We start from the raw sequence: 13,131 nt of genomic DNA on the forward strand, positions 1-13,131 counted from the left end.
CAAGGCCAAAGAAACTTCCGACAAAATCCGCTGAACAGCGATTGAAATAGCGACTATCTAGAAGCCAGAGCGCCGTTGACGAAGCGCGAAATCTGCGCAGCGCCCGTGAGGCGCGGCAAGAACTGACGACGCCATCCTGCGCCGACGGCCAGCAATGCGAGAGATCCGTCAGCCGACGAGACGTTACCAAAGCCAGTGTGTGAGCCGCAGCATCGCCGAGGCGAAGCCGACGGCCCCCACCGCGCACAGAGCAAACCAACGGTTTAAAGCGGACCATACCGACGAGCGCGGAGCGTGAGGCGGAAAGTATGAGCGCCTTGTCACAAGCGCCGAATGTGCGAGAACCCAGATTCCAGATGTACCACTACCGCGACTGCGCGGGGGACCCGCTTATGTGCTAGCGGTGTGAAGCCGCTTTCTTTGCCTACTTTCTTTGCGGCATGCAAAGAAAGTAGGTGCCGCCCCGCACAGGGGCAACGCTAATAGACCACAAAGAATACAAGGAAAGGCCAAAACCATCAGGATGACAGAACAAAATAGCCGACCAGGAAACGCAAGGGCACAAGGCACAAGACCTCACCTCCCCCCCGACAACCCTCTCTCCAAAGCCGCCACACCAGCAGGCAAATCAACCCTAACCCCAAGATCCACCATAGTCCTCTCAAGCGCATGCACAGTCCGAAACAAATTATGTTCCCGACACTGCTCCCCCATCTGCCCAACACGAACGATTGGCAATCCAAAAGACCCAGAAATCTCAACCTGATGCATCCGCGAAATATGCGAACAAACATCAGCAGGACTGAACCCGTCAGGCACCTCGATCCCGACAACAGAATTCAACCGGCAAGCCTCAGGCGCATACAACCGCAACCCCATCGCAGCGACCCCATCCTGCAGCGCCAACGAACACTTCAAATGCCGTGCAAACCGCTTCTCCAGCGTCTCAGCACAAACAAGCCTCAAAGCTTCATGCAAAGCCAGAACGCCAGAAACAGGCGCCGTATAGTGATACCCCGCGTTATGCCAAAAATTCTCCGCGAGTGAAGCATCAAGACACCAATGCGCATTCGGCGCCGTGCGCCCTTTCACCCGTGCCCAGGCCGCATCGGAAAACGCGATCAACGACACCCCAGGAATCGACGACAACCCCTTCTGCCCACCCGTAATCACCGCATCGATCCCCCAGGCATCCATCTCCAGCGGCATCGTACTCAATGTACAAACCGCATCGACGATCACCAACGCGCCAGCGGCTTTCGCCAACGCGGCGATCTCCTTCAGGTGATAATTCCACACCGTATTCGACGTCTCGCCCTGCACCACCGTTACGATCTCGGGACGCTCGCGCCGAATCGCCCCGGCAATCTCCTCAAGACTTGCCACCGCGCGATCAGCGACATTGAGCGTACTAACCCGCGCACCAACGCGCCGCCCCATCTCCGCCATCCGCTCGCTAAAAAAACCATTCTTGATGGAAAGCACCCGCGTACCTTCCCACGCGAGGTTCGAAATCGCCATCTCCATCGCGGCCGATCCTGGTCCGGCCACGCCCAGCACCCATTTCGAGTTCGTCTGGAACACATAGCGCGCCATCGACTTCACCTGCCCGATCACCTTCACCATCGTGCCGCCCAGGTGATTGATCACGATCGCGTTGGCCTTGGCCACCGCCGCGGGAATCGGCACGGGGCCGGCGCCCATCATCAGGAGCGGCTCTTCGGGAAGAATGGCGTCGAGCGACTCGACAACCGGACAGGGCACTGCGGAAGATGCGGAGGTGAATGATGAAGTCGGCATGATGATCGGTACGTGAAGGTCAGGACGCAAAGGAGCAAACGGCCCCGCCAGCATGGACGCTGACGAGGCCGCCTGTTCGATCATTCACCGATCCGCGCGATTGCGCAAGTTTTTTGACTATGCTTGTTAGCGAGGCAACGCGGCGAGCCGCGCCGTTACTTCACCTTCGTCTTGTCGAGTTTCTTGCCGGTCGCCGCATTGAAACGCTCCACATAGTCTTCCATCAACTTGCGCACGGCACGGCCGATCTGCCGGTAGTCGGACTCGTTGAGGTTCGCCAGCGACACACGCCCCGACGGATGCTGCGTGCCGAAGCCACGGCCCGGCAACAGCACGACGCGAGCTTCGCGGGCGAGCCGGAACAGCAACTCGGAAGGCTCGGCATTCTTCAGCAACCAGTCGACGAACTCGCGTCCGAACATCCGCTCGCCGAAGAATTCGACGTCGAGAATCGTGTAGTAGTCGACCTGGTTAGGGTCGTCGTCCGCGAACGAAATGCCGACCTCTTCGTAGAGCGCCTGCTTGCGCTTGCGGATCAGCCGCTTCAACGCGTTCTTGTATGCGTCGGGCGTGTCCATCAGCGAGAACAGCGAAAACAGCACCATCTGCACCTGCTGCGGCGTCGACAAACCCGCCGTGTGATTCAGCGCGACGGTACGGCTGTCGGCCACGAGGCGATCGATAAACTTGAGCTTGTCCGGCTCCGTCGTGATCGATTCGTAACGCTCGTGCAACTGCTTCTTCGCGTCCTTCGGCAAGTCGGCAATCAGTTTGTCGAGCACGTTGTCGCGGTGCGTCGCGATGGTGCCAAGACGCCAGCCGGTCGCGCCGAAGTACTTCGAGTACGAGTACACGAGAATGGTGTTCTTCGGCGCGAGCGCGAATAGCGATACGAAGTTGTCGGCAAAGGTGCCGTACACGTCGTCGGTGAGCAGGATCAGATCGGGCCGTTCCTTGACGATGTCGGCGATGTATTGAAGGCTTTCGTCATCGATCTTCACCGAAGGCGGATTGCTCGGATTCACGAGGAAGAACGCCTTCACCTTCGGATCGCGTAGCTTGTCGAGTTCCTTCTTCGAATACTGCCAGCCGTTCGCGACGTCGGCTTCGAGATTCACCACGTTGAGCCTGTAGTCGTTCAGTCGCGGAATCTCGATGTACGGCGTGAAAATCGGCATGCCGAGCGCGATCGTGTCGCCTTCCTTGATCAGATGGTTCTCGCGCATCGAGTTGAAGATGTACGTCATCGCCGCCGTGCCGCCTTCCACCGCGAACACGTCGAACTCGCCGACAAACGGATGATCGCCGATCATCTCCTTGCGCAGATACTGCCCGACGATCAGTTCGGACAGCTTGAGCATGCGGTCCGGCACCGGATAGTTCGACGCAAGAATGCCTTCGCACATTTCATACAGGAAGTCGCCCGCCGAGTATCCCAACTGATCGCGCACGTACGACACGGCGCCGCGCAGGAAGTCGACGCCCGGCACGCCCCTGTTTTCGCGCAAAAACAGATCGAAGCGTTCTTCGAGGCCCTCGCGTCGCGGAAAGCCGCCCACGCCTTCCGGCATGTAGGCAAACGAGCGCTCCGATTCGCGCATCGCAAAGAGGCCGAGTTGCCAGAAGCCGTGGCGCGGAATCGTCGCCAGAAAATTGGGGTTGCCGCGGCCGGCGTTGAGCATCGCCGCATTCGCTGGCCGCTCCACGGCGCCGCCACCGGCCGCCTTGATCAGTTCGTCCTTCAATTCGAACGGGCTGAGCGCGGCCATGCCTGCTTGTGCCATATCTGCGTGCTTCTTGTCGCCCTTGTCTTTTGCCATGATGCGTTCTCCGATGAGTCAAGTGAAAGACGCCGGCGCGGCGATGATCGCCCGATGAGCGCCGGCGCAAGAGAGATCGATGGATGCCCGCGCTAGACAAGCCCGACCACGAGCGGCCCGAGCAGCGTCAGCGCGACGTTCGCGATGGCGTACGTGATCGCGAACGGCACGGTCGGCACGGCGCTTTCCGCCTTGTCGAGCACGCCGCCGAATGCGGGATTCGCGCTGCGCGAGCCGGCCAGCGCGCCGGCCAGAATGGCTGCGTTGTTGTACTTCAGGACATAGCGGCCGAACAGCATGGTGAGCAACAGCGGAAACAGCGTGACGAACACGCCGAGCAGGAAAATCGTGATGCCGAGCTGCTTGACCGTCACCACGGCCTGCAAGCCGGAGTTGAGCCCCACCACCACCACGAACGCCGCGAGACCGAAATCCTGCAGCAGCCGGGAAGCCGCCGACGGCATCACGCCGTACATGGGATGCTTGCCGCGCATCCAGCCGAACAGCAGTCCGGCCAGCAGACAGCCGCCGCCCGAGCCGAGCGTGAGCGGAATGCCGCCGACGTTGATGACGATCAACCCGATCAGCAAACCGAGCACGAGGCCGACGCCCATGTAGATGAAGTCGGTTTTGATGCTGTAAGGCAGCTCGTAGCCGGCGATGTCGACGGCGCGCTTGGTGTCTTTCGGCGACCCATAGAAGGTGAGGACGTCGCCGTGCTCGAGTTGGGTTTCCGGCAGGATCGGCAGTGGCTGACCGGCGCGCGAAATACCCTGGATGTAGACACCGTGACGCATATCGCGGTCCAACAATTCTCGCGCGGCGGCGATCGTGGTGTGATTCATGCCCTTGCGCGTGAACACGCCTTGACGTGTCTGCATGACGACGCCGACGTCCTCGACGGTGGCCACCTCGCCGCCGCTCGCGCCAAACGCGACCACGCCCTCGCGACGGCCCACCACCAGCACCACGTCATCGGGCTTCAATACGAGGTCGGGCGCCGGGTCGAGTTGGTGGCCATCGCGCTTGATCCGCTCGATCGTCAAAAGGTCCTGGTGCTGGGTTTCGACGTCCTTCACCGTTTTGCCGGCGCTGACATCGATCTTGTACGCGCGGCCGACCATCTCGGGCAACGCCGAGAGCTGCCCCGGCGCGATAGACGGCGCGCCTGACGTCAACTCGCGTTCCGCCTGAATCGAGGCGTCGCGCAAACTTTGGCCCATGAATTTAGGCAGAATATTCACGCACACGATGATCGCGCCCAGCGAGCCGAACACGTAGGTCACCGCGTACGCGATCGCCACGTCCGATTGCAGCGACTTGACCTGATCGGCGGGCAAGCCGAGACGCGCGATCGCGTCGCCCGCCGTGCCGATAATGGCCGATTGGGTCAGCGCGCCGCCCGCGAGCCCGGCGGCGAGCCCCTTGTTCAGGTGGAACAGCTTCGCGCAGATGACCACGGTGGCTAGCGCGCTAACCGCCAGAAACACGGCCATCGCGATCTCGCGCAGCGTCTTGCGGTTCAATGAGTTGAAGAACCCCGGCCCGGAGTCATAGCCGACCGCGTAGATGAAGACGGCGAACATGACCGCCTTCACGCCGTTATCGATCGTCACGCCTGCCTGACTGATCACGACCGCGGCCAGCAGCGACCCGCCCACGCCGCCCAACTGGAACTTGCCGAAGTTGATCTGCCCGATGAAGTAGCCGACTGCGAGCGACAGAAACAGCGCAATCTCGGGTGATTTCTGAAAGATGTGATGTAGCCAGTCCATCGTGCCCTCGCTGGATAGTTTGCGATCCTGAGTACTTTACTGGGTGCGCCCTGCGCACAGGGAGCGCCATCGAGTCGCGCGCCGCACGCCGCCTGCCACATCGACCGAACGTGGCACGGCGCGCCACATCCGGTACATCTGCCCGCCTAGTGGAATTTCCCGGCGAGGCCGACTACGACCGGACCCATCAGCGGCAACAGAATGTTCGAGAGTGCATACGTGATCGTGTAGCCGATCACGGGTGTGGAATTTCCCGTGACGCCCACTAGTGCGCTGATCGCGGGTGTGCTGCATTGCTGGCCGGCAATCGCGCCGAGCAGCATGGGCGCCTCGAGCTTGAGGAACATGCGGCCGATCCATAACGACAGCAGTCCCGGCACGAGCACCATCAGAATCCCGGCCACCGGCAACGCGAGACCGTATTCACGCACCAGCTTGATGGCGTCCGGTCCCGCCGACAGCCCGACTGCCGCAATGAAAGTGGCGAGACCGAAGTCCTTGAGGATTTGCGCGGCCGCCGAAGGCAGCGAACCGATCAGCGGATACCGCGAACGGATCCAGCCGAACAGCAGCCCCGACAGCAAACAACCGCCACCGGTGCCGAGCGCGACCGAGACGCCGCCCACCCGTCCGCCAAGATGGCCGATCGCCATACCGACCAGCACGCCCAGAGCCAGATAGACGAAGTCGGTCTTCTGCGTCGCAACGAGCATGTAGCCCAGACGCCGCGCACCGCGTTCGACATCGGCCTTGGCGCCCACCAGCGTCAGTACATCGCCGCGGTTCAGTTCGGTGCCGGGTAGCGCCGGCACCGTGGTTTCGAGCCGCGTGACCGCCGCGATGTAGATGCCCCGGCCGTTTTCCGGCGTGGCCTGTTCGCGCACCTGAGCGATGGTCCGGCCATGCAGATCGCGGCGCGTCAGCACCACATCGACCTGTTCGGCGATCACGAGACCGAAGTCCGCGCCGCCCACTTCGTCGCCGAGACTGGCGGCGGCCGCTACGATCGCTTCACGCCGCCCCGCCAGCAGAATGACGTCGTGGGGCGCGAGGGTCAGTTGCGGTTCGGCCGGCAGGTTCGCGCCGTTGCGCCGCACGCGCTCGACTGTCAGGTTGAAGCCGTACTGCTGTTCGAACGCCTGGATCGTCGCGCCAGCCGCCGCGCCGACGAGAAACGCCCGCCCCACCAGCGCGGGCGCTGCCGCGCGCTGACCCTCGCCGAACGAGCCTTCGCCGCCGAGCTTGCGCCACACGCGCTCGGCTTCGTCGCGCAGATTGACGCGCAGCAGCAGCGGCGCGAACTGGCTCGTAAAAAGCACGATGGTGATCAGGCCGAACAGGTAGCTCACGCTGTACGCGGTCACGATATTGGCCTGCAGGCGGACCGTTTCCGCGTCGCCGAAGCCGAGCTTGGCGATCGCCTCGGACGCCGTGCCGATCACGGCGGATTCCGTCGCGGCGCCGGCCAGCAGGCCGGCCGCGGTGCCGGCATCGAGCCGCATGACGGCCACCGCGATCATGATCAGCACCAGCACCGACACGATCTCGACCACCGACAGCAACCCATAGCGCCAGCCGCGGCCAATGTTGGCAAAGAACTGCGGCCCGCCGGTAAAGCCCAGCGCGAAAATGAACAGCGCGAAAGCGATGTTCTTCAGATCGGGCGCGATGCGCGCGCCTGTCTGGCCTAACAGCAACGCGACGATCAGCGTGCCGCACACGCCGCCGAGCTGAATCGGACCGATGCGGAACGAACCAATGAAATATCCAATTGCGAGACTTGCGAACAGCGCGATCTCCGGTTGAGATCTCAGCAATTCACCGATCATGTTGACTCGCCCATTGACGGGTTTATTAGCAGGAGACTGAATAACCACTTGAAGAACTCGAGTGAATTAATTCGTCGCGATTTGACGCACGCATCACTCAATCAGCATCGCGATTGAGTGAAAATTTAATTTATGGCAGTAAAATGACGCGCGTCGCACCCGAGCTGATTTGCCGCACTGCAGCGGCACGCATTGAAACGGTCTTCCGATAGCTCGACAGTCACTCTTTCCTCGCGAAGTTGCCTTGCGCCTTGAAAAAGACATCGTCTGCTGATGGCCAATTTATTACAGCATGAGTGAACATGCATTTTTGGAACTGCTTTTTAATAAATATTGTAATTTTGTGTGGCTGTCAATATTATTTTTTAACTCGCGTTTTCGTTCGACTTCGCAAAAGAATGATTTTTAGCAAACGCGGATGGATTGCAATGCAGTGCGTCCGCATGGCTAACCTATACTGGAGCGCTCGTCCGCCGCGCCCTGAGTCTGTTTCTCTATTAGCGCCGGCACGCATTCTTCGGAGCCCACATGCGCATGATCCTGTTCAGCAGCCGTCAATACGACCGCGACACGTTCACCGAAGCCAATGCCGCGCATCGCTATGAACTGCACTGCCAGGAGTCGCACCTCGACAGCGAGACGGCCATTCTCGCGCAGGGCTACGACGTGGTGTGTCCGTTCGTCAACGACAACGTCGACGCGGCGGTACTGGAGCGGCTTCATGCCGGCGGCACGCGCATGATCGCGCTGCGTTCGGCGGGCTTCAATCACGTCGATCTGGCCGCGGCCGAGCGTCTCGGCATCCCCGTCGCGCGGGTGCCGGCCTATTCGCCGCACGCAGTGGCCGAACATGCGGTCGGCTTGATTCTGGCGCTGAACCGGCGGCTGCCGCGCGCCGTCGCACGTACACGCGAAGGCGACTTTTCGCTGCACGGTCTGCTCGGTTTCGATCTGCATGGCAAGACCGTGGGTGTGATCGGCACCGGCATGATCGGCCGCGTATTCGGGCGCATCATGGCGGGCTTCGGCATGCAGGTGCTCGCCTACGATCCCGGCAAGCCCGCCGACGACCTGCTCGCGCTCGGCGCGCGCTACGTGCCGCTCGACACGCTGCTCGCCGAAGCCGACGTGGTCAGCCTGCATTGCCCGCTGGTGCCGGACACGTACCATCTCATCGACGGCCCTGCGCTCGCCAAGATGAAGCGCGGCGCGATGCTGATCAATACCGGCCGTGGCGGCCTCGTCGAAAGCAATGCGCTGATCGGCGCCCTGAAAGATGGCCGACTCGGCCACCTCGGGCTCGATGTGTACGAGGAAGAAGGCGGCCTGTTCTTCGAGGATCACTCGAACCTGCCGTTGCAGGACGATGTGCTTGCGCGTCTGTTGATGTTCCCGAACGTGATCGTCACCGCGCATCAGGCGTTCTTCACGCGCGAGGCGATGAACGAGATCGCCCTGACCACGCTGGACAACGTCGCGGCGTGGCAGGCCGGCACGCCGCGCAACGTGGTGCGCGCGCCTGCCTAGACGCCGCCGGTGTTCAGCGGCGTCGCGCGGACCACGGTGCGCGCGTCGTCCGCGGCGCCGCAGAGTTCGCGCAGCAAGCTCGCCTCGCGCTCGTGCACTTCGACCGGAAACCAGCGCGCGCCCGCATCGGCAAGATAGCGCGCACGATGCTGGCCGTTGCGAAACGCCACCACGCCTTCGCGCTCCAGTCCGAACCAGCCCAGCACACCCGGCGCGCGACGCGTCGAGATGGTCACGTACGGCATCTGCGGAATACGCGGATTCTCCGGATCGAGAAACTCGCGAATGCCGCGCACCTTGCCCGAATGCCATTCGGCGACCGGCTTCAGCACGTAATCGGTATTGTCGCGATCGGCGCACGCGAGCAGCTTGCGCACGTCGACGAGTACGACCTGATGCCGCGTGCCGTCCGTGACGAATACGCGTTTCAGGCGCACATGGTCGTACCATGGATGCTCTTGCAGAGGCACGGTCCAGACCGTTTCGGCACAAGCCGGCGCGGCGGCTGACGATGAATTGGACAAGGGCAAAAGCAGGCTCGATAAGCTGGCGAACAGGCGCCAGCGCGTTAGGAGAGCGCTTACGCTACGAGCCGATTGTGTAAGAAGCATGACAGGCCACGGTATTAATTACTCTGCATGAGCACACTGCTCACAACCCCGCGACAAGCGGGCAGACGCTGATGACTTCTACGGTGACAACGATGATAACCACGCAAAATTTCAATGACCACGTGCGCATCGAAGCTGATCGGGATATCGGCGTGGCCACGATCGTCCTTGAGCGTCCCGCGCGTCGAAATGCTGTGGATCGTCCTGTCGCCGAGGCGCTCAGCGCCGCGTTTGCCCGCTTCGAGGCGGAGCCCGCGTGGCGCGCGGCGGTGCTGTTCGGCGCGGGCGGCACCTTTTGCGCGGGCGCGGACCTGACCGCTCTCGCCGACGACACTCGCCGCAACGAGCTGCACGCCGACGGCAGCGGCCCGGGTCCGATGGGACCGACCCGGATGAGCTTCAGCAAGCCGGTGATTGCCGCGATTGCCGGCTATGCGGTGGCGGGCGGACTGGAGCTGGCGGCGCTGTGCGATCTCAGAGTCGTCGAGGACGACGCGGTGCTCGGCGTGTTCTGCCGGCGCGTCGGAATTCCGCTGATCGATGGCGGCACGATCCGCTTGCCGCGCTTGATCGGACAGTCACGTGCGCTCGACCTGATCCTGACCGGCCGCGCGGTGAACGCGCAGGAAGCTTTCAGCTTCGGCCTCGCCAATCGTGTCGTACCGAAGGGCACGGCACGCGCGGCGGCCGAGCAGCTGGCCGCCGAACTGGCTGCATTTCCGCAGGCTGCGTTGCTCGCCGACCGCCGTTCGGTGTTGGAAAACAGCATGCTCGACGATCTCGCCGAAGCATTGCGCCGCGAAGGCGCCGGCGGCTATCAGGCGGTTTTCGACGAAGGCGTGGCGGGCGCGGCGCAATTCACCAGCGGCGCCGGCCGTCATGGCGAGACGCGAGGCGGCGACGGCGGCAGCGGAGACGGCAGCGGAGACGGCAGCGGCAAACATTAAGCACGCGACGAGGGCTGGCGCACCTATCAGCAAAAAACAACACCACCATTGACGCTCAGCAAGCCCGTTTTGACTTAGGTAGAATCCCCTACTGTTTTACCCCTGTACGGCGCACGCGTTTTCGCCCCGAAAACGCGTGCCGGCCGCGCGACGCCTCCTGTCGCGCCGATTCGCGCTCCTTCATCATGCCTTTACCTCTGCTCGCCCTTGCCGTTGCCGCGTTTGGAATCGGTACCACCGAATTCGTAATCATGGGGTTGTTGCCCGATGTCGCGCGCGACCTGTCCGTGTCGATCCCGGCGGCCGGCATGCTGGTGTCGGCGTATGCGCTCGGCGTGACCATCGGCGCGCCGAGCGTCGCGATCGCGGTCGCCAACATGCCGCGCAAGAAGGCGCTGATGAGCCTGATCGGCGTGTTCATCGTCGGCAATCTGCTGTGCGCGGTGGCGCCGGGCTATGCGGTGCTGATGGCCGCACGCATCGTGACGGCGTTCTGCCATGGCGCGTTCTTCGGCATCGGCTCCGTGGTGGCCGCCGGCCTCGTCGCGCCGAACCGCCGCGCGCAAGCCATCGCGTTGATGTTCACGGGCCTCACGCTCGCCAACGTGCTGGGCGTGCCGCTCGGCACCGCGCTCGGCCAGGCGGTGGGCTGGCGCGCCACGTTCTGGGCGGTGACGGGTATTGGCGTCGTCGCGGCGGCCGCGCTCGCCGTGTGCCTGCCGGCGAAGATCGAGATGCAGAAGGCCAGCCTCGTGCGCGAATTCAGCGTGCTGAAGAACCCGCAGGTGCTGATGGTGCTCGGCATCAGCGTGCTCGCGTCGGCGAGCCTCTTTTCCACCTTCACGTACATCACGCCGATTCTCGAAGACGTGACCGGCTTTACGCCGCACGCGGTCACGCTTGTACTGCTGCTGTTCGGCCTCGGCCTGACGGTGGGCAGCACGCTCGGTGGCAAGCTCGCCGACTGGCGGCTGATGCCATCGCTGGTGGCGTTCCTGTTGGCGATCGTCGTGATCCTGACCATCTTCGCCGGCACCATGCATGCGGAGATCCCGGCGATGATCACGATTTTCGTGTGGGGCATTCTGGCCTTTGCGATCGTGCCGCCGCTGCAAATGCTGATCGTCGACCGCGCGAGCCATGCGCCGAATCTGGCTTCGACGTTGAATCAAGGCGCCTTCAACCTCGGCAATGCGACGGGTGCCTGGCTCGGCGGCGTGGCGATCGGCGCGGGCGCTCCGCTCACGACGCTGCCGTGGGTCGGCGTGGCGACGTCGATCGGCGCGCTGGTGCTGACGCTGTGGTCGGTGTCGATCGACCGGCGCGCACAACGCATGGCGATGGCGGGCTAAGCGCCCTTCTCCGCGCTCCTCTCAAGCCGCGCACAGGTGCGGTTGACTCACGGCCGTAGTAGCATCTCGGCCGATGAAAGTCATCTTCACTCGCGATTTCCTCGCTTTGATCCTGAGCGTCGCCGTCGTCGGACTCGGCAGCGGCGCGACGCTTCCCCTCACCGCCCTCGCGCTCACGCAAGCCGGCTACGGCACCGATGTGGTCGGCCTGCTGACCGTCGCGCAAGCGGGCGGTGGGCTCGTCATCGTGCCGCTCGCGGGATGGATCGCGGCGCGTTTCGGCGGCCGCCAGGTGATCGTCGGCGCCGTACTGGTGGTGGCGTTCGCCACCGCGCTGATGCAACTCACCTCGAACCTGTGGCTGTGGGCCGTGCTGCGCGTGCTGTGCGGCGCCGCGTTGATGCTCCTCTTCACGATCGGCGAAGCCTGGGTCAATCAATTGGCCGACGATGCCACGCGCGGCCGCGTCATCGCCATTTACGCGACCAACTTCACGCTGTTCCAGATGGCCGGTCCGGTGCTGGTGAGTCAGATCGCCGGCTTCACGCAATGGCGCTTCCTGATTTGCGGCGCGATCTTTCTGCTGGCGCTGCCGATGCTCGCCACGATTCGCAAGACCCCGCAAGCGTCCGAGGACGAGCACGCGGCGCACGGCAGTTGGCGTCATGTTTTGCCGCTGATGCCGGCGCTCGCGATCGGCACCGGCTTCTTCGCGTTGTTCGACACGATCGCGCTCTCGCTGCTGCCGCTCTTTGCGATGTCGCACGGCATCACGAGCGAAGTGGCCGTGCTGTTCGCGTCGGCACTGCTGCTCGGCGACACGACGATGCAATTCCCGATCGGCTGGCTCGCCGACCGGCTCGGACGTGAACGCGTGCATATCGGTTGCGGTGTGATCGTCGTGGCGCTGCTGCCCTGGCTGCCGTGGGCGATCACCTCGCCGTGGCTATGCTGGCCGCTGCTCTATGTGCTCGGCGCGGCGGCGGGCGCGATTTATACGCTGTCGCTGGTTGCCTGCGGCGAACGCTTTCGCGGTGTTGCGCTGGTGTCCGCGAGTTCGCTGGTGGGCGCGTCGTGGAGCGCGGCGAGTTTCGGTGGGCCGCTGGTGGCTGGTGCGCTGATGAAGGGCGTCGGGAATGACGCGATGGTCGGTGTGCTGCTTGCTGCGGCGCTGGCTTTTCTGGTGGCGGTTTGGTGGGAGAGACGGCGGGTGCTGGTGCGGATCGCGGGTTGATCGGCTGCTGACCCTGGTGCGGCGCCGGCAGCGATGCGACGGCGGACGTGCTGCTCCCCGATGATTTGGCGTTTGTCGTCGTGGCTTGGAGAGAGGCGCGAGTGCGGATCGCGCATCGCGGGTCGCGGGTCGCGGGTCGCGGGTCGCGGGTCGGGGGTCGGGGGTCGCGGGTCGCGGGTCGATCAACAGACTCTGGCGCCGCGCAAGATGACGCGTGAAAAACAAAACGGGGAAGC

Annotated in this window: 9 protein-coding genes; 4 read left to right on the top strand and 5 right to left on the bottom strand. The window is 63.4% G+C overall.

The window, feature by feature from the left end; genetic code table 11:
• Window positions 1-576: 576 nt before the first annotated feature.
• The 4 genes from B0G73_RS28135 to aspT (B0G73_RS28150) all read right to left on the bottom strand — a co-directional run bounded on the left by B0G73_RS28135 (window position 577) and on the right by aspT (B0G73_RS28150) (window position 7,224).
• Entirely contained in the window at window positions 577-1,800 is a 1,224-nt protein-coding gene (locus B0G73_RS28135) for an alanine--glyoxylate aminotransferase family protein (protein WP_106284516.1), read from the bottom strand.
• Between the two features lie 155 nt (window positions 1,801-1,955).
• The gene (locus B0G73_RS28140) at window positions 1,956-3,620 is read right to left on the bottom strand and encodes a bifunctional aspartate transaminase/aspartate 4-decarboxylase (RefSeq protein WP_106284453.1); all 1,665 of its coding nucleotides are present in this window, start codon (window positions 3,618-3,620) and stop codon (window positions 1,956-1,958) included.
• A gap of 92 nt (window positions 3,621-3,712) precedes the next feature.
• Window positions 3,713-5,395 (bottom strand): aspartate-alanine antiporter, encoded by a 1,683-nt coding sequence (gene aspT, locus B0G73_RS28145; protein WP_106284454.1) that lies wholly within the window; start codon window positions 5,393-5,395, stop codon window positions 3,713-3,715.
• Window positions 5,396-5,541: 146 nt separating this feature from the next.
• Window positions 5,542-7,224, bottom strand: a complete 1,683-nt coding sequence (aspT, locus tag B0G73_RS28150) for an aspartate-alanine antiporter (RefSeq protein ID WP_106284455.1) — start codon at window positions 7,222-7,224, stop codon at window positions 5,542-5,544.
• Window positions 7,225-7,752: 528 nt separating this feature from the next.
• On the opposite strand from aspT (B0G73_RS28150), the gene B0G73_RS28155 reads away from it, so the two are divergent.
• The gene (locus B0G73_RS28155) at window positions 7,753-8,751 is read left to right on the top strand and encodes a 2-hydroxyacid dehydrogenase (protein WP_106284456.1); all 999 of its coding nucleotides are present in this window, start codon (window positions 7,753-7,755) and stop codon (window positions 8,749-8,751) included.
• Here the strand turns inward: B0G73_RS28155 and B0G73_RS28160 are convergent.
• On the bottom strand, window positions 8,748-9,362 hold the full coding sequence (locus B0G73_RS28160) for a hypothetical protein (protein ID WP_106284457.1): 615 nt from the start codon (window positions 9,360-9,362) through the stop codon (window positions 8,748-8,750). The two genes, B0G73_RS28155 and B0G73_RS28160, sit on opposite strands and share 4 nt — an antisense overlap.
• Before the next feature lie 92 nt (window positions 9,363-9,454).
• Here B0G73_RS28160 and B0G73_RS28165 point away from each other — a divergent pair, with 92 nt between their 5' ends.
• The 3 genes from B0G73_RS28165 to B0G73_RS28175 all read left to right on the top strand — a co-directional run bounded on the left by B0G73_RS28165 (window position 9,455) and on the right by B0G73_RS28175 (window position 12,895).
• Window positions 9,455-10,309: a crotonase/enoyl-CoA hydratase family protein gene (locus B0G73_RS28165; protein WP_106284517.1), complete on the top strand. Its 855-nt coding sequence runs from the start codon at window positions 9,455-9,457 to the stop codon at window positions 10,307-10,309.
• Between the two features lie 185 nt (window positions 10,310-10,494).
• A complete protein-coding gene (locus B0G73_RS28170; RefSeq protein ID WP_106284458.1) occupies window positions 10,495-11,661 on the top strand; it encodes an MFS transporter in 1,167 nt (388 codons plus the stop codon).
• Window positions 11,662-11,734: 73 nt separating this feature from the next.
• A complete protein-coding gene (locus tag B0G73_RS28175; RefSeq protein WP_106284459.1) occupies window positions 11,735-12,895 on the top strand; it encodes an MFS transporter in 1,161 nt (386 codons plus the stop codon).
• The last annotated feature ends 236 nt before the right edge of the window (window positions 12,896-13,131 follow it).

This window comes from Paraburkholderia sp. BL25I1N1 (genome assembly GCF_003002025.1).
Lineage (GTDB): Bacteria > Pseudomonadota > Gammaproteobacteria > Burkholderiales > Burkholderiaceae > Paraburkholderia.

What these genes read in the sequence shown, in the direction of transcription:
- aspT (WP_106284455.1), bottom strand. Translation starts at nt 7,224, where the DNA reads ATGATCGGTGAATTGCTGAGATCTCAACCGGAGATCGCGCTGTTCGCA.
- B0G73_RS28140 (WP_106284453.1), bottom strand. Translation starts at nt 3,620, where the DNA reads ATGGCAAAAGACAAGGGCGACAAGAAGCACGCAGATATGGCACAAGCA.
- B0G73_RS28155 (WP_106284456.1), top strand. Translation starts at nt 7,753, where the DNA reads ATGCGCATGATCCTGTTCAGCAGCCGTCAATACGACCGCGACACGTTC.
- B0G73_RS28165 (WP_106284517.1), top strand. Translation starts at nt 9,455, where the DNA reads ATGATAACCACGCAAAATTTCAATGACCACGTGCGCATCGAAGCTGAT.
- B0G73_RS28170 (WP_106284458.1), top strand. Translation starts at nt 10,495, where the DNA reads ATGCCTTTACCTCTGCTCGCCCTTGCCGTTGCCGCGTTTGGAATCGGT.
- B0G73_RS28160 (WP_106284457.1), bottom strand. Translation starts at nt 9,362, where the DNA reads ATGCTTCTTACACAATCGGCTCGTAGCGTAAGCGCTCTCCTAACGCGC.
- B0G73_RS28135 (WP_106284516.1), bottom strand. Translation starts at nt 1,800, where the DNA reads ATGCCGACTTCATCATTCACCTCCGCATCTTCCGCAGTGCCCTGTCCG.
- B0G73_RS28175 (WP_106284459.1), top strand. Translation starts at nt 11,735, where the DNA reads ATGAAAGTCATCTTCACTCGCGATTTCCTCGCTTTGATCCTGAGCGTC.
- aspT (WP_106284454.1), bottom strand. Translation starts at nt 5,395, where the DNA reads ATGGACTGGCTACATCACATCTTTCAGAAATCACCCGAGATTGCGCTG.